The 26,369-nt window shown below is 70.0% G+C and carries 21 protein-coding genes; 10 read left to right on the plus strand and 11 right to left on the minus strand.

All coding sequences use genetic code 11. The features are described from left to right. Window positions 1-7: 7 nt before the first annotated feature. From ACZ3I3_RS04500 to ACZ3I3_RS04515, 4 genes are all read right to left on the minus strand, one after another. The gene (locus ACZ3I3_RS04500; protein ID WP_467362451.1) at window positions 8-1,684 is read right to left on the minus strand and encodes a glycoside hydrolase family 13 protein; all 1,677 of its coding nucleotides are present in this window, start codon (window positions 1,682-1,684) and stop codon (window positions 8-10) included. Window positions 1,685-1,862: 178 nt separating this feature from the next. Beyond that, on the minus strand, window positions 1,863-2,714 hold the full coding sequence (locus ACZ3I3_RS04505; protein ID WP_467362453.1) for a sugar ABC transporter permease: 852 nt from the start codon (window positions 2,712-2,714) through the stop codon (window positions 1,863-1,865). 14 nt (window positions 2,715-2,728) lie between these two features. Further along, the gene (locus tag ACZ3I3_RS04510; RefSeq protein WP_467362455.1) at window positions 2,729-3,733 is read right to left on the minus strand and encodes a carbohydrate ABC transporter permease; all 1,005 of its coding nucleotides are present in this window, start codon (window positions 3,731-3,733) and stop codon (window positions 2,729-2,731) included. A 118-nt stretch (window positions 3,734-3,851) separates the two neighbouring features. Then, the gene (locus ACZ3I3_RS04515; protein WP_467362456.1) at window positions 3,852-5,120 is read right to left on the minus strand and encodes an extracellular solute-binding protein; all 1,269 of its coding nucleotides are present in this window, start codon (window positions 5,118-5,120) and stop codon (window positions 3,852-3,854) included. A gap of 415 nt (window positions 5,121-5,535) precedes the next feature. On the opposite strand from ACZ3I3_RS04515, the gene ACZ3I3_RS04520 reads away from it, so the two are divergent. Both ACZ3I3_RS04520 and ACZ3I3_RS04525 read left to right on the plus strand, forming a co-directional pair. Further along, window positions 5,536-6,570, plus strand: a complete 1,035-nt coding sequence (locus ACZ3I3_RS04520) for a LacI family DNA-binding transcriptional regulator (RefSeq protein WP_467362458.1) — start codon at window positions 5,536-5,538, stop codon at window positions 6,568-6,570. A 93-nt stretch (window positions 6,571-6,663) separates the two neighbouring features. Beyond that, window positions 6,664-7,542, plus strand: a complete 879-nt coding sequence (locus ACZ3I3_RS04525) for a phosphatase PAP2 family protein (protein ID WP_467362460.1) — start codon at window positions 6,664-6,666, stop codon at window positions 7,540-7,542. A 256-nt stretch (window positions 7,543-7,798) separates the two neighbouring features. On the opposite strand, the gene ACZ3I3_RS04530 is transcribed toward ACZ3I3_RS04525, so the two are convergent. Beyond that, the gene (locus ACZ3I3_RS04530) at window positions 7,799-9,367 is read right to left on the minus strand and encodes an amidohydrolase (RefSeq protein WP_467362462.1); all 1,569 of its coding nucleotides are present in this window, start codon (window positions 9,365-9,367) and stop codon (window positions 7,799-7,801) included. Window positions 9,368-9,428: 61 nt separating this feature from the next. Beyond that, window positions 9,429-10,880 carry an APC family permease gene (locus ACZ3I3_RS04535; RefSeq protein WP_467362464.1) on the minus strand — a complete coding sequence of 484 codons (1,452 nt, stop codon included), beginning with the start codon at window positions 10,878-10,880 and terminating at the stop codon, window positions 9,429-9,431. Between the two features lie 135 nt (window positions 10,881-11,015). Between ACZ3I3_RS04535 and ACZ3I3_RS04540 the strand changes: the two genes are divergently transcribed. After that, window positions 11,016-11,633, plus strand: coding sequence for a TetR/AcrR family transcriptional regulator (locus tag ACZ3I3_RS04540; protein WP_467362466.1), 618 nt, complete (start codon window positions 11,016-11,018; stop codon window positions 11,631-11,633). Here the strand turns inward: ACZ3I3_RS04540 and ACZ3I3_RS04545 are convergent. Then, a complete protein-coding gene (locus ACZ3I3_RS04545; RefSeq protein ID WP_467362468.1) occupies window positions 11,630-14,638 on the minus strand; it encodes a bifunctional [glutamine synthetase] adenylyltransferase/[glutamine synthetase]-adenylyl-L-tyrosine phosphorylase in 3,009 nt (1,002 codons plus the stop codon). The two genes, ACZ3I3_RS04540 and ACZ3I3_RS04545, sit on opposite strands and share 4 nt — an antisense overlap. Before the next feature lie 147 nt (window positions 14,639-14,785). Between ACZ3I3_RS04545 and ACZ3I3_RS04550 the strand changes: the two genes are divergently transcribed. From ACZ3I3_RS04550 to ACZ3I3_RS04560, 3 genes are all read left to right on the plus strand, one after another. Beyond that, entirely contained in the window at window positions 14,786-15,304 is a 519-nt protein-coding gene (locus ACZ3I3_RS04550) for a pyridoxamine 5'-phosphate oxidase family protein (protein ID WP_467362470.1), read from the plus strand. Between the two features lie 15 nt (window positions 15,305-15,319). After that, window positions 15,320-15,766 (plus strand): VOC family protein, encoded by a 447-nt coding sequence (locus tag ACZ3I3_RS04555; protein ID WP_436726662.1) that lies wholly within the window; start codon window positions 15,320-15,322, stop codon window positions 15,764-15,766. 75 nt (window positions 15,767-15,841) lie between these two features. After that, on the plus strand, window positions 15,842-17,089 hold the full coding sequence (locus tag ACZ3I3_RS04560; RefSeq protein WP_467362472.1) for a hypothetical protein: 1,248 nt from the start codon (window positions 15,842-15,844) through the stop codon (window positions 17,087-17,089). A 26-nt stretch (window positions 17,090-17,115) separates the two neighbouring features. Here ACZ3I3_RS04560 and ACZ3I3_RS04565 read toward each other — a convergent pair whose 3' ends face one another. The 3 genes from ACZ3I3_RS04565 to glnA form a co-directional block, all read right to left on the minus strand. Continuing rightward, window positions 17,116-18,069, minus strand: a complete 954-nt coding sequence (locus ACZ3I3_RS04565) for a hypothetical protein (RefSeq protein WP_467362474.1) — start codon at window positions 18,067-18,069, stop codon at window positions 17,116-17,118. 10 nt (window positions 18,070-18,079) lie between these two features. Beyond that, entirely contained in the window at window positions 18,080-19,252 is a 1,173-nt protein-coding gene (locus ACZ3I3_RS04570; protein WP_467362476.1) for a hypothetical protein, read from the minus strand. A 182-nt stretch (window positions 19,253-19,434) separates the two neighbouring features. Continuing rightward, window positions 19,435-20,796: a type I glutamate--ammonia ligase gene (gene glnA, locus ACZ3I3_RS04575; protein ID WP_030249586.1), complete on the minus strand. Its 1,362-nt coding sequence runs from the start codon at window positions 20,794-20,796 to the stop codon at window positions 19,435-19,437. Between the two features lie 294 nt (window positions 20,797-21,090). Between glnA and ACZ3I3_RS04580 the strand changes: the two genes are divergently transcribed. Next, a complete protein-coding gene (locus tag ACZ3I3_RS04580; RefSeq protein ID WP_467362477.1) occupies window positions 21,091-22,281 on the plus strand; it encodes a globin domain-containing protein in 1,191 nt (396 codons plus the stop codon). Here ACZ3I3_RS04580 and ACZ3I3_RS04585 read toward each other — a convergent pair. Beyond that, window positions 22,278-22,727: an RrF2 family transcriptional regulator gene (locus ACZ3I3_RS04585; protein WP_467362478.1), complete on the minus strand. Its 450-nt coding sequence runs from the start codon at window positions 22,725-22,727 to the stop codon at window positions 22,278-22,280. The genes ACZ3I3_RS04580 and ACZ3I3_RS04585 overlap by 4 nt on opposite strands. Window positions 22,728-22,899: 172 nt before the next feature. On the opposite strand from ACZ3I3_RS04585, the gene ACZ3I3_RS04590 reads away from it, so the two are divergent. From ACZ3I3_RS04590 to ACZ3I3_RS04600, 3 genes are all read left to right on the plus strand, one after another. Beyond that, the gene (locus ACZ3I3_RS04590) at window positions 22,900-23,565 is read left to right on the plus strand and encodes a DUF3105 domain-containing protein (RefSeq protein ID WP_467362480.1); all 666 of its coding nucleotides are present in this window, start codon (window positions 22,900-22,902) and stop codon (window positions 23,563-23,565) included. After that, a complete protein-coding gene (locus ACZ3I3_RS04595) occupies window positions 23,562-24,182 on the plus strand; it encodes a DUF305 domain-containing protein (RefSeq protein WP_467362481.1) in 621 nt (206 codons plus the stop codon). The genes ACZ3I3_RS04590 and ACZ3I3_RS04595 overlap by 4 nt, the downstream gene beginning before the upstream one ends. 158 nt (window positions 24,183-24,340) lie before the next feature. Continuing rightward, window positions 24,341-26,284 carry a S53 family peptidase gene (locus tag ACZ3I3_RS04600; RefSeq protein WP_467362483.1) on the plus strand — a complete coding sequence of 648 codons (1,944 nt, stop codon included), beginning with the start codon at window positions 24,341-24,343 and terminating at the stop codon, window positions 26,282-26,284. Window positions 26,285-26,369: the final 85 nt, after the last annotated feature.

Genomic DNA, 26,369 nt, shown 5'->3' on the forward strand with positions numbered 1-26,369 from the left:
CGGAAAATCAGGTGGTGATCGCGGTGCTCCACCACACCGTGGTGTCGGCCGGCACCTTCGCCTCGTCGTCGACCTCGACGACCTCGCCGCTCGCGACCAGCACCCGGCCGTACGCCGGCATCGCCACCGACTCGCCAGTGGTGTTGGCCACGCACACGAACTCCCCGCGCCGGAAGGCGAGCACGCCCTCGGGAGCCCGCAGCCACTCCACGGACGCGCCGGCACCGAGGTCGGGCTGCTCCCGGCGCACGGCGAGCGCGGCCCGGTACAGCTCCAGGGTCGAGCCGGGCGCGCCGGTCTGCGCCTCGACGCTCAGCTCGCCCCAGCCCTCCGGCTGCGGCAGCCAGCTGCCCCCGTCGCCGAAGCCGTACGACGACCCGGTCCGGGTCCAGGGGATCGGCACCCGGCATCCGTCACGGAAGCCGTCCTGGCCCGCGCCCCGGAAGTACGCCGGGTCCTGGCGCACCTCGTCGGGCAGGTCCACGACGTCCGGAAGACCCAGCTCCTCGCCCTGGTAGACGTAGGCCGAGCCGGGCAGCGCCAGCATCAGCAGGGTCGCGGCCCGGGCCCTGCGCAGGCCCAGATCCCGGTCGCCGGCCAGACGGATCTGGGTGCCGAGGCCGGGCGGGTTGGCGAACCGGGTGGCGTGCCGGGTCACGTCGTGGTTGGACAGGACCCAGGTGGCGGGGGCGCCGACCGGGCGCATGGCGTCCAGGGTGCGGTCGATGACCTCGCGCATCTCCGCGGCGTCCCAGTGGGTGCTGAGGTACTGGAAGTTGAAGGCCTGGTGCAGCTCGTCCGGGCGGACGTAGTTGGCGGTGCGCTCGATGGTCGGCGTCCACGCCTCGGCGACGAAGATGCGCTCACCCGAGTACTCGTCGAGGATGCGCCGCCACTGCCGGTAGATCTCGTGCACCCCGTCCTGATCGAAGAACGGCATGACATCGTTGCCCAGCAGCCTCACCTGGTCATGGGATCCAAGGTCGGGCAGCCCCTCCGCCTTCACCAGACCGTGGGCGACATCGATCCGGAAGCCGTCGACGCCCATGTCCAGCCAGAAGCGCAGGATGGAACGGAACTCGTCGCCGACCGCCGGGTGCTCCCAGTTGAAGTCGGGCTGCTCGGGGGCGAAGAGGTGCAGGTACCACTCACCGTCCGGGACCTGCGTCCAGGCCGGGCCGCCGAAGATCGACTCCCAGTCGTTGGGCGGGAGTTCGCCGTTCTTCCCCTTGCCGGGGCGGAAGTGGTAGCGGTCCCGCAGCGGTGAGCCCGGGCCCTCCGCGACGGCCCGCTTGAACCACTCGTGCTGGTCGGAGGAGTGGTTGGGCACGAGGTCGACGATGATCCTCAGGCCCAGCTCATGGGCGTCGCGGATCAGCGCGTCGGCGTCCAGGAGGTTGCCGAACATCGGGTCGACGGCCCGGTAGTCGGCGACGTCGTAGCCGGCGTCGGCCTGCGGCGAGGCGTAGAAGGGGCTGAGCCACACGGCGTCCACGCCGAGGTCGCGCAGATACGGCAGGCGGGTGCGGACACCTTCCAGGTCGCCCATGCCGTCGCCGTTGCTGTCGGCGAAGCTGCGCGGGTACACCTGGTAGATCACCGCGTCCCGCCACCAGTCGCGACGCTTGGCGACGGCCACGGCGGACGAGGGAGTGGGGACAGGTGCGGCTGAGTGCTGGCTCATGTCGTCCTTGATGCGTAACTGAGGTGTGGTCATGTGAGACGTGGGGTGGGGTCTGGGGCGGCCGCGGCACAGCGGGGTCGGATGGGCACCACGGCCGCCCACCCACGCGCCCCCTCAGGGGCGCGGGGAACTGCGCGACCAGCCACAACGAACCCGCAGCCGGTCACTCAACAAAAGGTCACCCCTTCGTACCGCCGGCAGTAAGCCCGGTCACCAGATTCTTCTGCACGAGATAGAAGAACGCGGCAGCCGGTATGGCAATCAGAACGGCCGTCGCGGCCATCAGGTTCCGCTGCGCGTCGTGCTCGCTCACGAACGTCTGGAGACCGACGGCGAACGTGTACTTGTCGTCACTCAGCAGGAACGTCGAAGCGAACGCGACCTCACCGAAGGCCGTGAGGAAGCTGTAGAACGCCGCGACCGCGAGGCCCGGCTTGGCCAGCGGCAGGATGAGCCGCGCGAACGTGCCGAAGGGGGTCAGCCCGTCGACGCGCCCGGCCTCGTCGATCTCGAACGGGATGGTGTCGAAATAGCCCTTCATCAGCCAGGCGCAGTACGGCACGATCGTGGTGCAGTTGACAAGGATGAGACCAAGGTAGCTGTCGATGAGCTGCAGATCCGAGAGGATCTGGTACATCGGCACGATCAGTACCGCGATCGGGAACATCTGGGTGACGAGCAGCACCCACATCAGCTTCCGGTAGCCGGGGAACCGCATGCGGGAGACCGCGTAGCCGGTGGACGCGGCGACGACGACGCCGATGAATGTCGTGCCCAGCCCCACGATCAGCGTGCTCTTCAGCCAGTGGAAGAAATTGGTGTCCTGCAGGACGAACGCGTAGTTGTCGAGCGCCATCTTGCCCCAGATGCGTCCGGGGTGGAGGTAGTCGTCCTTGTCCGGGCCGAGGGACAGGAAGACCAGCCAGGCGATCGGGAAGAGCGCGGTCAGGCTCGCGCCGATCAGGACGGCGTGCGAGACGAGTGAGGCCGTGCGGCTGTGCTCGCCGCGGCGGCGGATGGTCGTACTCATGTCGGACTCCTGCCTCAGATCGCGAGCTGCTGGTCGTTGCGGTTCAGCCAGCGGCGGTAGAAGGACGTGAAGACGATCAGGATGGACAGGAGCAGGATCCCGTAGGCGGCGGACTGGGCGTAGTCGCGCGGCTGCTGTCCGAAGCCCAGCTGGTAGGCCCAGGTCACGAGGATCTGGGCGTCCGGGGCGGTGTTGCCGAACAGCAGGAAGATGATGGCGAACTGGTTGAAGGTCCAGATCACGCCGAGGAGCACGACGGTGGTGCTGACGGACCGCAGGCCGGGCAGGGTGACGTAGCGGAAGCGCTGCCAGGCGTTGGCGCCGTCCATCTCGGACGCCTCGTACAGGCTCGCGTCGATCGACTGGAGTCCGCCGAGCAGCGAGACCATCATGAACGGCACGCCGCACCAGGTGTTGACCATGATCGCGGCGAACCGCTGCCAGGTGGTGTCCTCCAGCCACAGCGGTGTCGGCAGGTGCAGGAAGTCCAGGCCGGAGTTGATGATGCCGCCGTCGGCGAGCATGAATCGCCAGCCGAACACGGTGACGAAGGTCGGCACGGCCCAGGGCAGGACCAGGATCATCCGGTAGAGGGTGCGGCCGCGCAGCTTCTGGTTGAGCAGCAGGGCGAGACCGAGACCGATGCCGTAGTGCAGGGCGACACAGGCCGCCGTCCAGAAGACCGTCCACAGAACGTGCGACCAGAAGCGGTCGTACGCCGTCGGGCCCCACAGGATGTCGGCGTAGTTGTCCAGGCCGATGAACTTGTAGGTGGCGTCGATCTCGTTGACGCCGATCGTGCGGGCGGTGTTCAGGCTGGTGGCGTCGGTGAGGGTGAGGTACAGGCCGTACGCCAGCGGGTACAGCACGAGGACGCCGAGGACGACCGCCACCGGCGCGATCATCGCGTAGGCGTACCAGTGCTTGTGGAAGCCGTGCTTCAGCCGGCTGCCCGGCCCGGGCCGCGGTTCCCGCTCACCGCGCCGCTTGCCGGTCGCTCGGTCGATGACGACTGTCATGGTTCGGCACCTTCTGGAGGTTCAAGGAGTTCGGAGGGGAGCCGCCCGGGCGGGGGCGAGGCCGGTGGCCGCCGGACCCCCTCCCCCATGACCGGGGGATCCGGCGGCCACACGGCGGTCACTTGGAGAAGTCCGGCACCAGCTTGGTCATGGCGGTCTCGGCGTCGCCGAGGCCCTTGTCCAGGGACTCCTTGCCGCCCGCGATCTCGATCAGCTCATCGTCGAGCGGACCCCACAGCGAGCTGTACTCGGGCAGCGCCGGGCGCGGCTGGGCGGAGGACAGCACGCCCTGGTAGCCGGCGATGCCGGGGTCGGCCTTGACCTTGTCGGTGTAGGCGTCCTCGCGCGTGGGGAGCGTGGAGTTCTTCAGCGCGATGGTCTCCTGGGCCTTCGCCGAGGTCATGAACTTCACGAACTTCAGCGAGGCCTCCTGGTGGGCCTTGTCCGAGCCCGCGTACACGGAGAGGTTGTGGCCGCCGGTCGGGGCGCCCGCCTTGCCGGTGGATCCGGCCGGGACGGTGGCGATGCCGAGGTTGTTCTTGTCCTTGAAGGCCGAACCCTTGTAGAAGTTCGTGATCTCCCACGGGCCCTGGACGATCGAGGCGACCTTGCCGCTGACGAACGCCTCCTGGATGTGGGCGTAGGCGTCGGCGGTGGTGTCGGCCTTGTGCAGGCCCTTGCCCTTGAAGAGGCTCTGCCAGGTGCCGTAGGCCTTCTTGGCGGCGGGCGAGGTGACGGTGATCTTCTTGGCGTCGACGTCGACGGTGTCGGTGCCCTCGCCGTAGAGGAAGGACTGGGCGTAGTAGGCCTGGGTGGAGCCCCAGTAGCCGTCGACGCCGGTCTCGTCCTTGATGGTGGCGGCGGCCTTCTTCAGGTCGTCCCAGGTCTTGGGGGCTTCGACGCCGGCCTTCTTGAACAGGGCCTTGTTGTAGACGAGGGCGAGGGTGTCCGTGGTGAAGGGGACGCCGTAGGTCTTGCCGTCGTACTTGGCCTGCTCGATCAGGCTGGGCTGGAACTTGTCCTGCTCGGCGAGGGCCTCGGTGCCGTCCAGCGGCGCGAAGAAGCCCTTCTTGGCGAAGGCCGGGGTCCAGCCGACCTCGGAGCGCAGCACGTCGGGGGCGCCCTTGGAACCGGCGGCGGTGTCGAACTTGTTCTGCGCCTGGTCGAAGGGGACGTTGACGTAGTTGACCTTGATGCCCTTGTTGGCGGCCTCGAACTCCTTGACCAGGGCCTTGTACGTCGGCGCCTCGTTGGTGGCGTTGGAGGTGTCCCACCAGGTGATGGTGACCGGGCCGTCGGCCTCGTCGCCGCTGTCGCTCCCGCCGCACGCCGTCGCCGCCAGGGCGAGGGACGCCACCAGCGCGGTGGCCGCTATGCCACGCCGCATGAGTTCTCCTTGAGGGTGAAAGCCCGTTTCGTGCTGCCGACTGCGCCGTTGGCCGCCGGGCGTCGGTGAGATTAGCCGCGCCGCAACGACTTGCGAAAGACCTTGCAGCAAAAAGTTGCAAGGGGTGCGGATGGTTATCCTGCCGTGACCTCTTCCGGGTCTACTCCGGATCTACTCCTGACCGTTGTGGAGCGGGGATTTCCGGCTGTCGGGCGGGGAGTCGGGCAGTTGTGCAAGACTCTGCAAGCACTTGCCATCCGTTGCCGCCGGGGTGAATCATCCGTTGCGGATCGGACGCCGACCACGACTTCGAGGGACCGCGATGACCAAGCAACCCGCAGCGGGCCGTGCGCCGGCCCGCACCAGGCGTCCCGTCGGTGTGCAAGCGGAACCCCGGCCGCTACAGTCCGGTGCTGTGACCACACGGCTTGCCGACATCGCTGCGCAGGCGGGGGTGAGCGAAGCGACCGTCAGCCGCGTCCTCAACGGGAAGCCGGGCGTCGCCGCCACCACCCGCCAGTCCGTGCTGGCCGCCCTCGACGTGCTGGGTTACGAACGCCCGGTGCGGCTGCGGCAGCGCAGCGAGGGCCTGGTGGGTCTGATCACCCCGGAGCTGGAGAACCCGATCTTCCCGGCCCTGGCCCAGGTCATCGGCCAGGCGCTGACGCGGCAGGGCTACACGCCGGTGCTGGCCACGCAGACGCCGGGCGGCTCGACCGAGGACGAGCTCACGGAGATGCTGGTGGACCGCGGGGTCGCCGGCATCATCTACGTCTCCGGGCTGCACGCGGACACCACCGCCGACATGCAGCGCTACGACCGGCTGCGCGCGCAGGGCGTGCCGTACGTGCTGGTCGACGGCTTCTCGCCGAAGGTGCAGGCGCCGTTCATCTCCCCCGACGACCGCGCGGCGATGAACCTCGCGGTGACGCACCTGGTGTCCCTCGGGCACACGCGGATCGGTCTGGCCCTGGGGCCCAAGCGGTTCGTGCCCGTGCAGCGCAAGATCGAGGGGTTCGTACGCACCATGCAGGACCAGTTGGGGCTGGGTGCCGAGGCCGTCGAGACGGAGCTGGTCCAGCACTCCCTCTACACCCTGGAGGGCGGGCAGGCCGCGGCCACGGCACTGATCGAGCGGAACTGCACGGCCGTGGTGTGCGCCAGCGACATGATGGCGCTGGGCGCGATCAGGGCGGCGCGACAGCGCGGCCTGGAGGTTCCGAAGGACGTCTCCGTGGTCGGCTTCGACGACTCGCCGCTGATCGCCTTCACCGACCCGCCGCTGACGACGATCCGCAAGCCGGTCCCGGCGATGGGCCAGGCGGCGGTCCGCACACTGCTGGAGGAGATCGGCGGGACGCCCGCGCCCCACAGCGAGTTCGTGTTCATGCCGGAACTGGTGGTGCGCGGGTCGACCGCTTCGGCGCCCGGGGACCGCGCCCGCCCCTGAGGTTCCCGGCTGGATTTCGCCGCAGAACATGCGGTCCGCACCAGAGCGGGGGATGATCGGGGGATCAGGGCTTTTCTGGCAGACTTTGTGCCTATGGGTGACACGACCGTGACGACGCTGGACGGCCGGAAAGCGGCCGTTCCGGACCCGGTCGCGGCCGATCCGGGACGGGGTCTCCTCCCCCGGCTGCGCACCCCCCGCCGGCCCCGGTTCTGGTTCGAGATCCTGCTGATCGCGGTGAGTTACTGGACGTACTCGCTCGTCCGCAACGCCGTGCCGGAGCAGAGGACCGAGGCGCTGCGCAACGCCAACTGGATCTGGCAGACCGAGCACGCTCTGGGCATCGCCGTGGAGGAGTCGGTGAACCGGTCCGTGAACTCGGTGACTTGGCTGATCATCGGCATGAACTACTACTACGCGACGCTGCACTTCGTGGTGACGCTGGGTGTGCTGGTGTGGCTGTACCGTCGCCATCCCGGCCGGTACGCGGCGACCCGCCTGGTGCTGTTCGCGACGACCGCCGTCGCCCTGGTCGGTTACTACCTGTATCCGCTCGCACCCCCACGGCTGATGAACGGCGGCGGTTTCATCGACACCGTCATGGTCCACCAGACCTGGGGGTCGATGGCGTCCGGCGACCTGAAACACATGTCCAACCAGTACGCCGCGATGCCGTCGATGCACATCGGCTGGTCCACGTGGTGCGGCCTGACGATCTTCGCCCTGGCGACGGTCCCCTGGGTGCGGGTGCTGGGCCTGCTGTACCCGGCACTGACGCTGGTGGTCATCGTCGCCACGGCGAACCACTTCTGGCTGGATGCCGTCGGTGGCGTGCTCTGCCTGTCCTTCGGTTTCGCGGTGGCGGGTGTCTGGTACGGGAGGCATCCGTACGCACTGCCGAGAGACGTACCGAAGCGGGGCACCGGCAGACCGCGCGGACGCCCCGAACCGGCCCGCGCCACCAAGCCCTGACCGCCACCGACAGCGCCCGACACGCAACCGGCTCCACTGCTTCCGGACGCGCCGGGCCCGAAGGCACCTTGCCCGCCCGGCCGGCACAGGCGCCGAGCCCGGTCGCGGCCGCATCGGCGGCGGCCGGACGGCCGCCATGACCGCACCCCGCCCCAAGGCACCCGGCCTGTCCGGCGGCATGCCGCGCCGGCAGCGGCCAGACGGTCGTCGCCGACGGGCCGCCGGCCGGGCTGCCCGGCGCAGTCGGCCCGGGCACTCACTTCCGGTACACCACGTGCCCCCCGGTCACCGTCAGTCGTACCGGTGCCTCCGTCACCTCGTCCGCCGGGGCGGTCACCGGGTCCAGCTCCAGGGCCGTCAGGTCGGCGCGGAAACCGGGAGTGATGCGGCCCGCCGTGTCGGACTCGCCCGCTGCCTGGGCCGCATGCGTGGTGCAGCCCTCCAGTGCCTCCAGGCCGGTCAGACCGGCGCGGGCCGACGCCGCGCCTCTCGGGGTGCGGGCCGTGGCCAGTACGGCGCGGGCGTCGTAGTGCGCGATCGGCCAGTCCGAGCCGAGGGCCACCACCGCGCCCGCGTCCCGCAGGTCGCGCAGCCGCCAGGCGCGGCCCGCCCGGCCGGTGCCCAGCCGCCGGGACCACTCGTCGGTGCCGTCGGCCCGGGTGTACGCGGTGTGCGGCGGCTGCATCGACGCCGCCACTCCCAGGCGCGCGAACCGCGGCAGCAGCGCGTCCGGCACCGTCTCGATGTGCTCGATGCGGTGCGCCCCGCGTCCGCCCGGGCCGAGCCCCTCGACCACGTCCAGGACGTGCCGTACCGCCGCGTCCCCGATGGCGTGCGTGGCCGTGCGCACCCCGGCCGCGTGCAGGTGCCGTACGGCGGCGGCGTACGCCTGCGGGTCGGGCCAGAACGCGTCCGTGCCCTGGCCGTGGCAGTCGGCGTGCTCCAGCCAGGCCGTGCCGCCCTCGACGGTGCCGTCCATGAAGAACTTGACCCCGCCGGTCCGCCAGTGCCGGCCGCTCCGGCCCTGTACGGCCACCAGCTCGTCCAGGGCGGCCCGGTCCGCGCCCGGCATGCACCAGGGCGCGAACCGCAGCCGCACCGGCAGCACCGTCTCCACGGCCACGGAGCCGATCAGCTCCGGGTCGCCGGCGTCCATGACGTGCGCCCCGGTCAGCCCCGTCGCGGCCATGGCGGACAGCAGCTCCACCAGGCGTGCCCGGCGTGCGGAGGAGGAAGGGCGCGGTGCGATCGCGGCGACCAGGTCCATCGCCGCGTGTTCGACGAGGTGCCCGGTGGGCCGGCCCGAGGCGTCGCAGACGACCTCCGAGCGCTGGGAGAAGACCCGGGGGCCGTGCACGCCGACCGCGGTGAGGGCCGGGCCGGTCGCCAGGGCGGAGTGACCGTCGTAGAGGCGCAGGAAGGCGGGTGTGCCGTCCAGGACGTCCTCGATCAGGTCCCGGTCGACGGGGCGGCCCCCGAAGGCGTTGTGGTCGAGGCCGAAGCCGATCACCCACCCGTCGGTGCGCTCCGCGTCCGCGAGGGTGGCCCGCAGCCCCGCCAGGTCCGTCACGCCCGACAGATCCGTGCCGGTCGCCATGTCCAGGCCCCACACGGGGTGGCTGTGCGCGTCGACGAGGCCGGGCACCAGGTGCGCGCCGTCCAGGTGGACGACCTCGGTGCCGGGGCCGCACCAGTCGCGGACGTCCCTCTCGTCGCCGACCGCCGCGATCAGCCCGTCGCGTACGGCGACGGAGGTGGCGTACGGGCGGTCCGGGTCGAGGGTGCGGACCTTGGCGCCGGAGAGGACCAGATCGGCGGTGGGCATGCGATGAACTCCCTTGTGGGACTTGGCCGTTCGGTGGCTGTCCGGAGTGGCTGTTCGGTGGCTACTCGGCGGGTTCGGCGGCGAAGCCGGCGTAGACGTCGGGGCGTTGCCGGCGCAGCCACCAGGCGAGGGCGAGGCCCACGACGAACACGGTGGGGGCGGTGACGACGAGGACGGTGTTCACCGTCGGGGACGCACCGGTGAACAGGTCGATGTGGCGCACCACCAGCACGATGGCCGTCGCGAGCAGCACGGCGGCGGCGACGGGCGCCACGACCGTCCGCAGCACACCCTCTTGGTGGCGCACCCGGCGGAAGTAGCAGGGCACGGCGACCGCGGCGAGCAGCTGGAGCAGGAACAGGCCGATCATCCCCGGGGTGTTGACCCACAGCAGCAGCTGTCCGTACGGGTCGGCGCCGGCCGCCGCGAAGGCCAGGACGACGACCGCGCCGAGGACCGTCTGGGCGATTCCGGCCACGTACGGGGAGCCGTGCCGCGGGTGGATGCGGCCCAGTGCCTTCGGCAGCACACCCTCCTCGGCGAGGGCCAGGGCGTACCGGTTGATGGCGTTGTGGAAGGCGAGCAGCGAGGCGAGGACGCTGGTGACGATGAAGACGTGCATCAGGTCGGCCGCCCAGCCGCCCACGTAGGTGGTGATGGCGGTGAAGAACAGCTCGGCGGGGTTCTCGGCGGCGGCTCCGGCGATCTCGGCGTCGCCGAAGGCCTGGATGACGGTCCAGACGATGAACGCGTAGAACAGGCCGAGGAATCCGACGGCGGCGTAGGTCGCGCGCGGCACTGTGCGCTGCGGGTCGCGGGCCTCGCGGCGGTAGATGACGGTCGACTCGAAGCCGGTGAACGCGGCGAAGGCGAAGGCGAGGACGGCCGCGGTGCCGGGGACGAGGACGTTGCCGGGCTCGAAGGAGGCGAGGGACAGCCCGTGCGCGCCGCCCTTGACCAGGACTCCGCCCGCGAGGAGGACGAGGATGCCGGTCTCGGCGACGAGCAGGACCCCGAGCACCTTGGCGCCGAAGTCGATGGAGCGGTAGCCGCCGTATCCGATGAGCAGCAGGCCGGCCAGTGAGATCGGCAGCCAGGGGACGTCGGCGCCGAACACGGCGCGCGCGGTGTCCTGGCCGGCGGAGCCGAGCAGGCCGTAGACGCCGGTCTCCATGCCGTTGTAGCCGACCAGGGCGAGCAGGGCCGCGCCGATGCCGACGGGCCGGCCGAGTCCGCGGGTGATGTACGCATAGAAGGCGCCGCCGCTGCGGACGTGGCGGCTCATGGTCGTGAAGCCGATGGCGAAGACGGCGAGGGTGAGGCCGGCCAGGAGATAGCCGACGGGGGCGCCGACGCCGCCGAGCAGGATCGCGAGGGGGGCGACGCCGGCCATGACGGTGAGCGGGGCGGCGGCGGAGACGACGAAGAAGGCGATGTCGGCGGTGCCGAGGGAGCCGGAGCGCAGGGTCGCCGTGGCGGCCGGGGTGCGCTCCCCTGAGGTGGTGACGGACATGGGCAGGCCCTTCGAGCGGCGGACGTGGGGGGAGTCCGGGCGCGCGGGATCACCGCGGTAAATCTAAAGGCTTTCGGTTTTGGCAATGTAGCCTCTACCTCGGCATCCGGGAAGACCTCAGGGGGACCACCGACCATGGGACGGCCGCGCACACCGCTCCTCGACCGCGAGCGCATCGCGACGACGGCGCTCGAGATCGTCGACGAGCGCGGCGACTTCAGCGTGCCGCAGGTGGCCAAGCGGCTGGGTGCGCAGACCGGCTCGGTGTACCACCACGTGGAGGGCCGGGACGGCATCGTCGAACTGCTGCGTGAGCGGGTGTCGGCGGCGATCGACCCGGCGACCCTGGATCTGCGCCCCTGGGACACGGCCCTGGAGGCCTGGGCCCGCTCCTATCGCGCCGCGTTCGCCGCGCACCCCAAGGCGATCCCGCTGCTGATGACGTCCCCCGTGCGGGCACCGCGCGTGCTGGAGCAGTACGAGCGGGCGGTGACGCTGCTGCTCGACGCGGGTTTCGCCCCGGTCGATGTGATGCCCCTGCTCACCGCCCTGGAGAACCTGGTCCTCGGCTCGGCCCTCGATCTCGCGGCCCCCGAGACGATGTGGGAACTGACCGCCTCGTCACCGACCCCACGGCTGGCCGAGGCGCTGTCGGCGTCGGGCGAGGGCCGGGCGGACCGGGCGTTCGAGGTGGGGCTGACGGGGTTCATGAAGCACGCGCGGGAGGTGCGGGCCGACCAGGGCCAGGGCTAACGCTCCGTCACCCCGTAGAACAGCTCGTCCACCACGCTCCGGGCCCGGCGGGCCGTCCGCCGGTACGCGTCGAGCATGTCACCGGCGTGACCGGGGCCGTATCCCAAGTACCGCCCCACGGCGGCGAGTTCGCGGGGCTCCGTGGGGAACGTGTCGGCCGCCCGGCCGCGTACCAGCATGACCGCGTTGCGGACGCGGGTCGCGAGGACCCAGGCCTCGTCCAGGGTCGCCGCGTCCTCGTCCGTGATGAGACCGGCCGTACGCGCGGCGGCCAGGGCCTGACGTGTCCGGGTCGTGCGCAGGCCCGGCTCGGCCGCGCCGTGCCGCAGTTGCAGCAGCTGCACCGTCCACTCCACGTCGGACAGACCGCCCGGCCCCAGCTTGGCGTGCAGCTTGGGGTCGGCGCCCCGCGGCAGCCGCTCGGACTCCATGCGGGCCTTCAGCCGCCGGATGTCGCGGACGGCCTCGTCGGCGAGCCCGTCCGCCGGGTAGCGCAGCGGGTCGATCAGCTCGATGAACCGGCGGCCCAGGTCCTCGTCCCCGGCGACGGGTTCGGCCCGCAGCAGCGCGTGCGACTCCCAGGTCAGGGCCCACCGGCGGTAGTACGCCGCGTATGAGGTGAGGGTCCGCACCAGCGGGCCGGACTTGCCCTCCGGGCGCAGGTCGGCATCGATGAGGAGGGGCGGGTCGGCGCTGGGGATCTGGAGCAGCCGGCGCATCTCGGAGACGACCTTGTTGGCGGCCTGGGAGGCCTCCCGCTCGTCGACGCCGTCACGCGGCTCGTGCACGAACAGCACGTCCGCGTCGGAGCCGTAGCCCAGTTCGTGTCCGCCGAAGCGGCCCATCCCTATGATCGCGAACCGGGTGGGCAGGCTGTCCCCCCACCCGTCGCGCACGACCGCGCGGAGCGTGCCGGCGAGGGTCGCGGCCGTCAGGTCCGACACCGCGCCGCCGACCCGGTCCACCAGGGCGCCCGGGTCGGCCTCGACGGGCTGCTCCTCGGTGCCGTAGGAGCCGACGATGTCGGCGGCGGCCGTACGGAACAGCTCGCGACGACGCACACCGCGGGCGGCCGTGACCGCCTGGGCGGCCCCGTCGGCCCGGTTCACCGCGGCGAGTATCTCCTGCTCCAGATGGGCCCGGGAGCGCGGTTCGAGGCCACCGCCGTCCCCGTCGCCGAGCAGCGCGACCGCCTCCGGGGCGCGCATCAGCAGGTCGGGCGCGAGCCGCCCGGCGGACAGCACGCGGGCGAGGTTCTGCGCGGCGGCGCCCTCGTCCCGCAGCAGCCGCAGGTACCAGGGCGTCTTGCCGAGGGCGTCCGACACCTTGCGGAAGTTGAGCAGACCCGCGTCCGGGTCGGCCGAGTCGGCGAACCAGCCCAGCAGGACGGGCAGCAGGGTGCGCTGGATGGCGGCCTTGCGGGTGACGCCGGAGGCCAGGGCCTCCAGGTGGCGCAGGGCGGAGGCCGGGTCGGCGTAACCGAGGGCGACCATGCGCTCCCGGGCCGCCTCGACGCTCAGCCGGGCCTCGCCGGTGGCGAGTTGGGCGACCGCGTCGAGCAGCGGCCGGTAGAACAGCTTCTCGTGCAGACGCCGTACGACGGTGGCGTGCCGCTTCCACTCGCGCAGCAGCTCGGCGACCGGATCGGTGCGCAGGCCGAGGGAGCGGCCGATGCGGCGCAGCTCGGCCTCGTCCTCGGGCACCAGATGGGTGCGGCGCAGCCGGAACAGCTGGATCCGGTGCTCCATGGAGCGCAGGAAGCGGTAGGCCTCGTCGAGCTGGGCGGCGTCGGACCGGCCGACGTACCCGCCGGCGGCGAGGGCCTTCAGCGCGTCGAGCGTGGTGCCGCTGCGCAGCGAGGTGTCGGCCCGGCCGTGCACCAGCTGGAGCAGCTGCACGGCGAACTCGACGTCCCTGAGGCCGCCGGGGCCCAGCTTCAGCTGGCGGTCGACCTCGGCGACGGGGATGTTCTCCACGACCCGGCGGCGCATCTTCTGCACGTCCGGGACGAAGTTCTCGCGCTCGGCGGCCTTCCACACCAGCGGCTGGACGGCGGCGACGTACTCCGCGCCGAGGTCGAGGTCGCCGGCCACCGGGCGGGCCTTGAGCAGCGCCTGGAACTCCCAGGTCTTGGCCCAGCGCTGGTAGTAGGCGAGGTGGCTGGAGAGGGTCCGCACGAGCGGGCCGTTTCTGCCCTCGGGCCGGAGGTTGGCGTCCACGGGCCAGATGGACCCCTCGACGGTCGTCTCCGAGCAGATCCGCATCATGTGCGAGGCGAGCCGGGTCGCGGCGCGGACCGCCTTGGTCTCGTCGGCGCCCTCGACGGCCTCCCCGACGAAGATGACGTCCACGTCGGAGACGTAGTTCAGCTCGTGGCCGCCGCACTTGCCCATCGCGATGACCGCGAGCCGGCACAGGGCGACGTCCTCGGGCGCGGCCGCCCCGGCGATGCGGAGGGCGGCACGCAGGGTGGCGGTGGCCAGGTCGGCGAGCTCGGCGGCGGACTCGGCGACGCCGGTGGTGCCGCACACGTCCCGGGCGGCGATGGACAGCAGGCAGCGCCGGTAGGCGACGCGCAGGGAGACGGCGTCGGTGGCCTCCGCGAGACCGGCTTCGAACTCCTCCACCCCGGGGTGCAGGTCGTGCGCCTCGTACATGACGAGCGCCTGCCAGTCGTCCGGGTGCCGGATGAGGTGGTCGGCGAGGGCGGTGGAGGCGCCGAGCACCCCGAGCAGCCGGTCGCGCAGCGGCTTGGACGAGATCAGCGTGTCGAGGAGCTCCCGGCGGGCGCCGGGCTCGGGCTGGGCCTCCAGCAGCCGGACCAGTCCGAGCAGCGCGAGATCGGGGTCGGCGGTCGCGCCCAGCGCGTCCAGCAGCACCGGGTCGTCGCGCAGGGGCGCGAGCTCGGCGCTGTCCAGGAGCCGCTCGGCGGCGGAGGCGTCGGTGAAGCCGTGCCGCAGCAGCCGCGTGAAGGTACTGCTCCTGCGCCCCGGCGCCGCCGTCATCCCGGGCCTCCCTCGCACTGTTCCTCGGACTTGCATCGGATCAAGGTCGTGGCTTTGAGCCTAACCGCACGGGCCGGGGGAAGCTCCGATGAGTTCGGCGGGCGGACGGGGTCTGCACCTGTGAGGCCACGGACCGGGAGGATCCTCATGACCACCATGCACCCCGAGACCCGTCTGGACCGCCGCTACAGCGACGAGACGGCCACCGCGACCGACTGGCAGGAGGCCGAGGCGCGGCTCACGGCCGCCGAACTGTTCTGGATCACGACGGTGCGCCCGGACGGCCGCCCGCACGTCACCCCGCTTCCGGCGGTCTGGTCGGACGGCGCCCTGCACTTCTGCACGGGCCCGGAAGAGCGCAAGGCCAGGAACCTCGCCGAGAACCCGCACGTCGTGCTGACCACCGGCACGAACACCTGGAACCAGGGCTACGACCTGGTGGTCGAGGGCGAGGCGACACGCGTGACCGACGACGGGCGCCTACGCGAACTGGCCGCCGCGTGGGAGACGAAGTACGGCGCTTTCTGGCACTTCGAAGTACGGGAGGGCTATTTCCACCACGGCGCGGGACACGCGGCCGTCTACTCGGTGGCGCCGCGCACGGTTTTCGGCTTCGGTAAGGGGGAGCCGTTCAGCCAGACGAGGTGGCGGTTCACCGATGCCTGACGAAGGAGTCATGCCATGGACTTCACGCTCGAAGTCATCCCGCTGCCCGTGACCGACATCGACCGCGCCCGGGACTTCTACCGGGACAAGGTCGGCTTCCACGTGGACATCGACCAGGAGGTCATGCCCGGGATGCGGATCGTCCAGCTGACGCCTCCCGGCTCCGGCTGTTCGATCGCGCTCGGCGACTCCATCTGGGAGATGACTCCCGGCCCCACCCCGGCCCCCGGCTCCTACCAGGGCCTGCAGCTGTGCGTCGCCGACATCAAGGCGGCCCACGCGGAACTCGTCGAACGCGGCCTCGACGTCTCGGAGCCGGTCCAGTACGCCCCCGACGACGGCGCCACGTTCATGCACTTCCGGGACCCGGACGGAAACGGCTGGGCGATTCAGGAGTACCGGCAGCGGGCGGAGAAGCCGCTGCACCTGCTTCTGGCGGAACTGAAGCGACAGCAGGGATGACCGGAAGGCTCACCGCCGCATTGTCACCGTCCGGCATACTGGCGTGTCAATTTGCCGGACGGTACGATGCGCGATATGGGCATGCCTCCGCTTGCGCTCGATAATTCGACCTTTATCAGCGCCCAGGAGTTCATCACCGCACAGAACCGTGGCGAGCGGAGTCGCGATCCATTCGCGCGCCAATCCTATGTGGAACTGGTGCAGTCCCTTATTTTTCAGCCCGCGGTGAGAGTGATCCACCCGGTGCACCTCACTCCGGCCTCCGAGCAGTTCGGCGACGAACCGTACCTTTTACGGCGCCTGCTCGAACTCGGCCTGGTCACGCCGGTACAGGTCTTCGCCGACTCGGTGCAGCGTCTGGACGCGGCTGAAACAGAGGTGCTCAGCACGTTGCAGACGCGGGGCGTGGACGCGATGCTTTCGTTCTTGCGTTCCATGGATGCCTGCGACCAGGAAGCGGAGGCGGCGGGAAACATCGGTCTCCGGAAGCGGATCCTGCAGTGGAATGATTTCCACCAGACGCAGATTCCGCATCATCTGGTTCGCGTGCCGACCTCGGACGGAATCGAACCGGACCGACTCGGCGAGTGGGCACGCGCGGCATCCGTCGCCATCGGTGAACTCTTCCGCCCTCTGATGCCGGGGGCGGTGGAGCCGTCGAACTTCATCGCGGCACTGGCGAGGTCACTGCGCTACCAGGCGCGAGCGACTGTCACCGGCCACGCCTACCAGCCGCACGGCCTGCGCCGGGACTTCGCGGTGACCAGCCAGATCCTGTCGGACGGTCTGGACGAGGAGACCGCGGTGGATGTGATCAAGCTGATTCGCGGCATCCATGAAAGCCTGAGCGAAAACGCGGGCCCCGCACGCTCTCGTCACCTCGAGTTGCTCCGCCTTGAATTACCGTTGGTGGGAGGGCGGTTATGGAACAACGAAGAGGCGGGTCTGCGGACGGAGCGAGAATGGATCGACCTCGTCTGTGACCGCATCATGAGTTACCGGATGAAAGCGGGATCCCTGAGGGAGCTCGTGCGCGGTATCAGGACCGAGGAAGACGTCCTCCGTTTTGAGCGTGACATCGAGGAGATCGCGCAGCAGCTCAACGAGCGCCTCGGACTGAGCACGGCCGACATCACGCCTCTGGAGAGCCAGCTTGCCGAGGGTGTTTCCTCGGTCGCGTCCACCGCGTCCGGTCTTCCCATGGTGGGCGGCCTCTGGATCGGCGCACGGGCGACGCTGAAGCGTTACTCGTTCCGTGGGAACACCACTCAGAAATTCGTCTACCAGGAGTACCTCAGCGCTTGGCGCCGCGCGAGCCGCTGAGGTGCGGCGCCGGCCGACGGGCCTGCTCACATGAAACAGCGGTTCGGCTCGAACCTCCGCACGTAGTCCAGGGTCGGTTTGAGTTCGGTCACCGTTTCCTCGGCCACCAGGCGCTCACGCAGCACATAGGCGACCATGTCGACTTCGGTCCACCGGGTCAGGCAAGTCTGGGCGTTCTCACCCAGGCGACTGACCACCGGGTCCACGAGGACCCTCCGGATCATCTCGCCGTGGCACACCTTCTCGTTGTTCAGGGGGAAGATGTAATCCTCCAAAAACTCGGAGCGCAGTGCCGTGCGAACGTTCCAGAACCTTTCGCTCTCCAGCGGATCAGAACTCAGGAAATCATGGTCGGAGAGAAATTTACGGGTGGACCTGAAGACCAGTGAATTGAAGTTGCGCACGTACCTGGCCACGTCTGTTTCTTGGTTCAACAGGACGTAGAGGTACTGGAGTTCCTCCAGGAAGGCGTAGTCCCCGACGGGCAGGCGCAGCAGCTCGAGCGCGTCGTCCGGGAGCTCGGACGGCGACAGGTTCAGGCCGGTGATCGTGAACAGGGTGTCCTCGAAGAAGCCGGTCACGATATCCGCCAGAAGCACTGCGCGTGCTGCTTGGTTCAAACCTGGAACGCGTTTGCGTGCGATGTCGGCGGCTTGCCTCACGGTTTCCGTCGACAACCGGCCTGCCGTGAAACGCTCGATGTCGTCGGCCTGGTCGACGTGTCCCTTCTCGGCGTTGTGCGCGAAAGGCCAGCGATTGATGTCGTGCAGCCAGGAGAACAGCAGCACCTCCGACCGCGGCAGGCTGCGTTCTTCCCCTAACGACAAGGCCAGGGAAGCCACCCTCGTGACATGTTCGTAGCGCGAGAAGGCAAGAGTTCGAGGGTCGCCCCCATTGGGGTGCACCGTCACAAAACCGGTGATGCTTCGCAATCGCTTCGCGGCGTAGGTCAACCAGGTCGGAAGGAGTTCCGACACCATCGTTCCAGAGCTAATCATTGCCGCCTTCCCTGCCGAACCTACCGAGCCAGGCACGCTCTGCTGAGATTGATTCGGGTAGAAGTTCGATCTGATACTTGTGCAGTGTCAGGCTGATCAATGACTGCTGTGCCTTCCCACAGGTCCGGACGCGTCGGCCAGGGAGTACCTCGAGCCGGGAGGTGCTGCCTCCCAGTTGACTCGCGATCCATGAAAGCGGCTCGTCCGGCACCTCCGGTTGCAGAGTCTGAGATCGGCACAGGGCCCGCTGGGCCGTTGGGCAGTTACAGGGCAGGCACTGCTCCGCAGCGCCGCGCCGATGGTCCCACACTCCGAGGGCTTCTGCTTTTCCGGTGGCCAATGCGATGGCGCACGAGGTGCTCCGGTAGACCGGGTATCCGACAGCGGCCGCGGCGGAGTTGATGTCCGTCCAGGCCCCGTCGTCCCACATCTCGTCACATGCCCGGGAGCGCCCTTCCAGCAAACCGGTCTCGATCAGTTCCTGCTGAGCGATTCCCGCTCCGGCGGAGAGACCGATGGCAACCGAACAGCGGTACTCCGAAGCCTTCAGCCTCTGTACCGTCCGGATCGCCCAGTCGGCGGACGGCACGCTGCTGCGGACGATCGGCCGCCAGAAGTGCACCATCGTTATGTTGTCGAAGTCCCGGCAGCTGAATCCGGCGTCAAATGTTTCGTCCGGAGTGAGGACCGGACCGCGCTCTGTCCGTAATCGCATGGTCGTGCGGTGAAAGGACTGCGAGCAGAAGACGACAATGGCGATGTTCAGGGCGTCGAGGGCCTCCGCGAGGGCTCGTGGCATACGCCCTTTCGTCACCACCACCAGAGGCCGGGCGAGGCCGGCACCGGCCAGTTCGCTCGCGAATCCGCGAAGGTATTCCTGATTGGTGGCGGTCAGCAGCATATCCGTATAGTTGCCCAGGCAGACAGGCGTGGAATCCATGTCAGGGCTCAGGTCGCTGCGCGTTTCATCGAGGTACTCGCACAACATTTCCACTGCTCGCCCTGGAGTAACCCTTGGCCTGGGCTGCTGCGCCTTCAGTCCGATTGGCCCGAGATAGCAGTAGGCGCAATTCGCGGGGCAGCCGATGATCGGGTCGACGCTGATCCATGTGTCATGCTCGGCGATGATGGGCACATGCTTGCGAAGCGCTTCTCCGGTCGTCAATTCGCTGCACCCCTGTCCAGTGGTGGTCCGAAGCGGTGACGAGCGGTGAATATTCTAGCGTCGGTGGCGTGACCATGGGCCTTGAGTGACACAGCTTTCGACAGCTTTCGAGACACCTCGGGGCCGACGGTCCCCGACCGTCGGCCCCGGGTTTGGATCGCGGAAATCCGCGCCGGCCGTCCTTACAGCGCCGGAAGGTTCTTGCGCAGTTCGAACGCCGTGACCTCGCTGCGGTACTCCTCCCACTCCTGGCGCTTGTTGCGCAGGAAGAAGTCGAAGACGTGCTCGCCGAGCGTCTCGGCGACCAGGTCGCTGCGCTCCATCAGGGTCAGGGCCTCGCCGAGGTTCTGGGGCAGCGGCTCGATGCCCATCGCGCGGCGCTCGGCGTCGGACAGGGCCCAGACGTCGTCCTCGGCGCCCGGCGGGAGTTCGTAGCCCTCCTCGATGCCCTTCAGGCCGGCGGCCAGGAGGACGGCGTAGGACAGGTACGGGTTCGCGCCGGAGTCCAGGGAGCGGACCTCGACCCGGGCCGAGCCCGTCTTGCCGGGCTTGTACATCGGGACGCGGACCAGCGCCGAGCGGTTGTTGTGGCCCCAGCAGATGTACGAGGGGGCCTCGCCGCCCGCGCCCGCCGTGCGCTCCGCGCCGCCCCAGATGCGCTTGTAGGAGTTGACCCACTGGTTGGTGACGGCGGAGATCTCCGCCGCGTGCCGCAGCAGGCCCGCGATGAAGGAGCGGCCCACCTTCGAGAGCTGGTACTCCGAGCCCGACTCGTAGAAGGCGTTGCGGTCGCCCTCGAAGAGGGAGAGGTGCGTGTGCATGCCGCTGCCGGGGTGCTCGGAGAACGGCTTCGGCATGAAGGTCGCCTGCACGCCCTGCTCCAGCGCCACCTGCTTCATGACCAGGCGGAACGTCATGACGTTGTCGGCGGTGGAGAGCGCGTCGGCGTAGCGCAGGTCGATCTCCTGCTGGCCCGGCGCGCCCTCGTGGTGGGAGAACTCGACCGAGATGCCCATCGACTCCAGCATGGTGATCGCCTGGCGGCGGAAGTCCATGCCGACGTTGGTCGGGGTGTGGTCGAAGTAGCCGGAGTTGTCGGCGGGCGTCGGACGGCTGCCGTCCAGCGGCCGGTCCTTCAGCAGGAAGAACTCGATCTCCGGGTGCGTGTAGAACGTGAAGCCCAGGTCGGAGGCGCGGGCCAGGGAGCGCTTGAGCACGTAGCGCGGGTCCGCGAAGGACGGCGAGCCGTCCGGCATGAGGATGTCGCAGAACATCCGGGCCGTGCCCGGGGCCTCCGCGCGCCAGGGCAGGATCTGGAAGGTCGACGGGTCCGGCTTGGCGATCATGTCGGACTCGTAGACCCGGGCGAAGCCCTCGATGGCGGAACCGTCGAAGCCGATGCCCTCGTCGAAGGCCTGTTCCAGCTCGGCCGGGGCCACGGCGACGGACTTGAGGAAGCCCAGGACGTCCGTGAACCACAGGCGTACGAACCGGATGTCGCGCTCCTCCAACGTCCGGAGCACGAACTCCTGCTGCTTGTCCATCTTCCGCTTCCCCATCCTTGCTGGTCAGGCCGCCTGTCTTCCGTAGCTCGGGAGGCGGTCGGGCACGTGAGCATCCCACCACACCACCATTTCGTACGCGTTGCGCACCATGATCGCCCGGGCGGCCCCGGACCGAACGCCTCACGTACGGCGGGTGAACTGCTCTTCCGCCCATAGTGCCTGCTCGCACCGGCATCCGTAACGGCCGGTTCGACTCGCCCCCCTCCCACTTAATTTGCATTTCATATGCAACTTTAAATACGGTGCGCGGCAGTCGAGTCCTGAGGAGTCCCGATGCTGTCCGAGCAGTCCGCCGCCACCGTCCGCGCCACCCTCCCCGCCGTCGGCGCGGCCCTCGGCACGATCACCGAGCGCTTCTACGCCGGGCTGTTCGCGGCCCACCCCGAACTGCTGAACGACCTGTTCAACCGGGGCAACCAGGCCGCCGGCACCCAGCGGCAGGCGCTCGCCGGATCCATCGCCGCCTTCGCGACGCACCTGCTGGACCATCCGGAGCAGCGGCCGGACGCGATGCTGGACCGCATCGCCCACAAGCACGCCTCCCTCGGCGTCACGCCCGAGCAGTACGACATCGTCCACGAGCACCTGTTCGCCGCCATCGCCGACGTGCTCGGCGACGCCGTCACCCCCGAGGTCGCCGCCGCCTGGGACGAGGTCTACTGGCTGATGGCGAACGCCCTCATCGCGATCGAGAAGCGGCTCCGGGAGGAGCGCGGCGGGCACGCCTGGCGGTCCTGGGAGGTGGTCGAGCGCGTCGCCGAGACCGACGACGTCGCCACGTTCCGGCTGCGGCCCGCCGACGGCGGTCCGGTGCGGGACTTCCTCGCGGGCCAGTACGTCTCCGCCCGCGTCGCGCTCCCGGACGGCGCCCGGCAGATACGGCAGTACAGCCTCTCGGGGGCGCCCGCCCCGGACCTGCGGCAGATCAGCGTGAAGCGCGTGCAGGGCGACGGCGCCCCCGACGGCGAGGTCTCGAACCACCTCTACGCGCGCGTGGAGGTGGGTGACGTCCTGGAGCTGTCCGAGCCCTACGGCGACCTCGTCCTGGACGCCGGCCCCGAGACCCCGCTGCTGCTGGCCTCGGCGGGCATCGGCGTGACCCCCATGACCGCGATGCTGGCCCACCTCGCCGGCTCGGGACACCGCGCCCCGGTCACCGTCGTGCACGGGGACCGCTCACCCGCCGCCCACGCCCTGCGCGGCGACCACGAGGCCTACGCCGCCAAGCTGCCCGACGCGGCCGTCCACTTCTGGTACGAGCAGGACGCCCCGGCGGGCACCCGCTCCGGCCTGGTCGACCTCGCCGACGTCCCGGTCGAGCCGGGCACGCGCGCGTACCTGTGCGGACCGCTGCCCTTCATGCGGGCGGTACGGGCCCAGCTGATCGGCAAGGGCGTGGCACCGGCCGACATCCACTACGAGGTGTTCGGGCCGGACCTGTGGATGGCGGGGCAGGCGGCCTAGACGTCACGGGGGTCAGCGCCCCGCGAGATCCCCAGCAGCAGGGCCCCGGTCGGTTCCGCCACGATGTCCCCCACCGTGACCGGGTCCAGCGAGGTGAAGAACGCCTCCTGGGCCCGGCGCAGGGCGCCGCGCAGGCGGCAGGCGGAGTTGAGGGGGCAGGGGGTGGCGCCCTCGCAGTCGACGACGTCGCCGCCGCCCTCGAAGGCGCGGACCACGGCGCCCACCGACGCGGTGCGGCCCTGCTCGGTGAGCGTGAGACCTCCGCCGCGGCCCCGACGGGCGGCCAGCAGGCCCATGTGCTGGAGCTCCGCGACGACCTTCGCCAGGTGGGTGTACGGCACGTCCATGCCGGCGGCGACGTCCCGGGTCGTCGGAGTGGACTCGCCCGCGACGGCGAGCCGCATCAGGACCCGCAGGGCCAGGTCGGTGGAGCGCAGCAGCCGCATACCCGCAGCCTAGGTAATCGGTATCTGAGGTTCAAATAATGCGGAAGCTGTCGGTCACCTGTCGGTGCCGTATCGATTCAGCCCAATCCGGCGGCCGCCCTACGAGGGGCCCGGTCTCCCCCATTACGATCAGCCCACCCGACCGTCCCACTTTCCCCACGAAGGACACCCCATGGGCTCCGCCAAGAAGAGCAACACGGACCGCAAGGCGCGGATAGAGGAGATGCGGCGCGCCGAGCAGGCCCGTGAGCGCCGCAACCGGATCCTCACCATCACGGCCAGTGTCGTGATCGTCTGCGGTCTCGTCGCCGGCGGTGTCGTGCTCGTGCGGTCCCAGTCCGACGGCGGCAGCGACACGGCGGCCACCGACACCTCGGGCAAGGGCAAGTTCGTCACGGGCAAGGACGGCGTGAAGACCTGGGAGGGCAAGCTGGCCCGCAACCACGTCACCAAGGCCGTGAAGTACGCCTCCGAGCCCCCGGTCGGCGGCGACCACAACCAGGTCTGGATGAACTGCAACGGCGACGTCTACACCAAGAAGATCAACAACACCAACGCCGTGCACTCGCTGGAGCACGGCGCGGTGTGGGTGACGTACAACGCCGGCGCGAAGAAGGCCGACGTCGACGCACTCGCGGCGAAGGTGAAGAAGACGCCGTACACGCTGATGAGCCCGATGGACGACCAGAAGGACCCGATCATGCTGTCGGCGTGGGGCCACCAGCGCACGGTGACGGGCGCGAGCGACCCGAACGTCGACAAGTTCTTCGAGAAGTTCGTCCAGGGCGAGCAGACCCCCGAGCCGGGCGCCGCCTGCACGAACGGGCTGTCGCAGTGAGGCAGGCCGCTCTGATCGCCGGGGCCGCGGCGACGGCGCTCGTCGCGGCCGGCGCGATCACCTACGCCGTCGCCGGGGACGACGGCGGCGGCCGGACCCCCTCCCCCGAGTCCGCGGACGCCGGTTTCGCGCGGGACATGGCGGTGCACCACCAGCAGGCCGTGGAGATGTCCTACATCGTGCGCGACCGCACGAAGGACGAGGAGGTGCGGCGCCTCGCGTACGACATCGCGCAGACGCAGGCCAACCAGCGCGGCATGATGCTCGGCTGGCTCGATCTGTGGGGGCTGCCCAAGGTGTCCTCCGAGCCGCCGATGACCTGGATGGACATGGGCGGCATGGCCTCCGGCAAGGACGGCGCGCTGATGCCGGGCATGGCGACCAACACCGAGCTGAAGAAGCTCGGCGAACTCAGCGGCAAGCAGGCGGAGATCCTCTACCTCCAGCTGATGACGGACCATCACAAGAGCGGCGTCCACATGGCCGAGGGCTGTGTCGACAAGTGCAAGGTCGGCGTGGAGAAGCGGCTCGCCCAGGGCATGGTGGACGCGCAGCAGTCGGAGATCGGGCTGATGACGGACCTGCTGAAGGAGCGGGGCGCCGCGCCGCGCCCGTAGGGCGTAAGCCCCAAATCACCCTGTATCGCGGCCCCTTGGCTTCCTCTTGGCCTCCGTAGAGCGCTTCTTGGGGTGCGCATTCCCCTGGCATGAACGGTTCGTCGCGAGAGTGGCGACGGTCGAGTGATCCACTCGCGTCGAACCGCACAGGGGGTTCCATGAGATCCAAACGCGCCAAGGTGCGTGCCGGAGTGAGCATGGCGGCGACACTGCCGATGCTCGTCGGCGCGCTGGCGCTCGGCATGCCCGCGGCCCACGCCGCCGACCACCCGCTCCGCGACCTGCTCGCCGGGACCAAGCCCGCGTGGGCCACGGCCAGGGCCGACAAGGGCGCCGCCTCCGACGGCGCCGGGGTGTCGGCCCGGGTCTACCTCCAGGGCCGCGACGCGGCCGGCCTCGCCGCGTACGCCAAGGCCGTCTCCGACCCGACGTCGGCCTCGTACGGCAAGTACCTCACCGCCAAGCAGGCGCAGGCCCGCTTCGGCGCGACCAAGGCCCAGGTGGCGGCCGTGAAGGCCTGGCTGACGGCCGCCGGTCTGAAGGTCACCGGCGTCACCGCGCACTACGTCTCCGTCACCGGTGACGTGGCCGCCGCACAGAAGGCCTTCGGCGCCCAGCTGCACAACTTCGCCAAGGGCGCGAAGACCTACCGCGCCCCGGCGAGCACCGCCTCCGTGCCGTCGGGTCTGGCCGGCGCCGTGCTGACCGTCACGGGTCTCGACAACGCCCCGCACATGGTCACGCACGACGACCAGTTGCCGCCGCCGGACACCGTCTTCCGCAACGCCGGGCCGTTCTCCTCGTACTACGGCTCGAACACCGCGAGCACGCTGCCGGACGCGTACGGTACGAAGATCCCGTACGCGGTCAAGGGCTACACCGGCAAGCAGCTGCGGGCCGCCTACGGCGCGGGCACGCGCACCGGCAAGGGCGTCCGGGTCGCCATCACGGACGCCTACGCCTCCCCGACGATCGCCTACGACGCGTCCACCTACGCCGGCAAGCACGGCGACGCGGCCTGGAAGACCGGCCGGCTGCACCAGGTGCTGCCGAAGAAGTACACGGACACCAAGGACTGCTCGGCCTCCGGCTGGTACGGCGAGGAGACCCTGGACGTCGAGGCCGTGCACGCGGTCGCGCCGGCCTCGGACGTCACCTACGTGGGCGCGGCCTCCTGCAACGACACCGACCTGCTCGACGCGCTCGGCAAGGTCGTCGACCACCACCTGGCCGACATCGTCTCCAACTCCTGGGGCGAGGTCGAGGCCGCGCAGACGCCCGACCTCGCGGCCGCCTACGACCAGGTCTTCCAGCTGGGCGCGGTCGAGGGCATCGGCTTCTACTTCTCCTCCGGCGACAACGGCGACGAGGTCGCCAGTTCCGGGACGAAGCAGGTCGACTCCCCGGCCAACTCGGCGTGGGTGACCGCCGTCGGCGGCACCTCGCTGGCCGTCGGCAAGAACGACACGTACCTGTGGGAGACCGGCTGGGGCACCGACAAGGCGAACCTGTCGGCCGACGGCAAGAGCTGGACGGACTTCCCCGGCGCCTTCACCTCCGGCGCGGGCGGCGGCACCAGCAGGACCGTCGCCGAGCCCTCGTACCAGAAGGGCGTCGTGCCGGACGCGCTGGCGAAGGCCAACAGCGCGGCGGGCAACCGCGTCGTCCCGGACATCGCGGCGATCGCCGACCCGAACACCGGGTTCCTGGTCGGCCAGACCCAGACGATGCCCGACGGGAAGACGCAGGCGTACAGCGAGTACCGCATCGGCGGCACCTCGCTCGCCGCGCCGACCATCGCGGCCATCCAGGCGCTGGCCCAGGAGGCCCGCGGCGGCACGCCGATCGGCTTCGCCAACCCGGCGATCTACGCGAAGGCCGGCTCGAAGGCCTACCACGACGTCACCGACGACCCGTCGGGCTCCGGCCTGGCCGTGGCCCGCGTCGACTTCGTGAACGGCTACGACGCCACGGGCGGCCTGGCCACGTCCGTGCGCAGCCTGGGCAAGGACAGCTCGCTGTCCGCCGTGAAGGGCTACGACGACGTCACCGGCGTGGGCACGCCCGCGAGCGGGTACGTGGAGTCGTACCGGCGCCGCTGACTTCCGCGAGCCGACCATCGCAAGGGGATCGGGGTGGTGTGGGCGTGACCCACACCACCCCATTGCGTCGCTCTGACGATTACAC

Source organism: Streptomyces sp. NPDC016851 (assembly GCF_055562795.1).

Excerpts from the sequence above, each read along its gene's own strand:
- ACZ3I3_RS04500 (WP_467362451.1), bottom strand. The coding sequence starts at position 1,684 with ATGAGCCAGCACTCAGCCGCACCTGTCCCCACTCCCTCGTCCGCCGTG.
- ACZ3I3_RS04505 (WP_467362453.1), bottom strand. The coding sequence starts at position 2,714 with ATGAGTACGACCATCCGCCGCCGCGGCGAGCACAGCCGCACGGCCTCA.
- ACZ3I3_RS04510 (WP_467362455.1), bottom strand. The coding sequence starts at position 3,733 with ATGACAGTCGTCATCGACCGAGCGACCGGCAAGCGGCGCGGTGAGCGG.
- ACZ3I3_RS04515 (WP_467362456.1), bottom strand. The coding sequence starts at position 5,120 with ATGCGGCGTGGCATAGCGGCCACCGCGCTGGTGGCGTCCCTCGCCCTG.
- ACZ3I3_RS04525 (WP_467362460.1), top strand. The coding sequence starts at position 6,664 with ATGGGTGACACGACCGTGACGACGCTGGACGGCCGGAAAGCGGCCGTT.
- ACZ3I3_RS04530 (WP_467362462.1), bottom strand. The coding sequence starts at position 9,367 with ATGCCCACCGCCGATCTGGTCCTCTCCGGCGCCAAGGTCCGCACCCTC.
- ACZ3I3_RS04535 (WP_467362464.1), bottom strand. The coding sequence starts at position 10,880 with ATGTCCGTCACCACCTCAGGGGAGCGCACCCCGGCCGCCACGGCGACC.
- ACZ3I3_RS04540 (WP_467362466.1), top strand. The coding sequence starts at position 11,016 with ATGGGACGGCCGCGCACACCGCTCCTCGACCGCGAGCGCATCGCGACG.
- ACZ3I3_RS04545 (WP_467362468.1), bottom strand. The coding sequence starts at position 14,638 with ATGACGGCGGCGCCGGGGCGCAGGAGCAGTACCTTCACGCGGCTGCTG.
- ACZ3I3_RS04550 (WP_467362470.1), top strand. The coding sequence starts at position 14,786 with ATGACCACCATGCACCCCGAGACCCGTCTGGACCGCCGCTACAGCGAC.
- ACZ3I3_RS04555 (WP_436726662.1), top strand. The coding sequence starts at position 15,320 with ATGGACTTCACGCTCGAAGTCATCCCGCTGCCCGTGACCGACATCGAC.
- ACZ3I3_RS04560 (WP_467362472.1), top strand. The coding sequence starts at position 15,842 with ATGGGCATGCCTCCGCTTGCGCTCGATAATTCGACCTTTATCAGCGCC.
- ACZ3I3_RS04565 (WP_467362474.1), bottom strand. The coding sequence starts at position 18,069 with ATGGTGTCGGAACTCCTTCCGACCTGGTTGACCTACGCCGCGAAGCGA.
- glnA (WP_030249586.1), bottom strand. The coding sequence starts at position 20,796 with ATGGACAAGCAGCAGGAGTTCGTGCTCCGGACGTTGGAGGAGCGCGAC.
- ACZ3I3_RS04580 (WP_467362477.1), top strand. The coding sequence starts at position 21,091 with ATGCTGTCCGAGCAGTCCGCCGCCACCGTCCGCGCCACCCTCCCCGCC.
- ACZ3I3_RS04585 (WP_467362478.1), bottom strand. The coding sequence starts at position 22,727 with ATGCGGCTGCTGCGCTCCACCGACCTGGCCCTGCGGGTCCTGATGCGG.
- ACZ3I3_RS04590 (WP_467362480.1), top strand. The coding sequence starts at position 22,900 with ATGGGCTCCGCCAAGAAGAGCAACACGGACCGCAAGGCGCGGATAGAG.
- ACZ3I3_RS04600 (WP_467362483.1), top strand. The coding sequence starts at position 24,341 with ATGAGATCCAAACGCGCCAAGGTGCGTGCCGGAGTGAGCATGGCGGCG.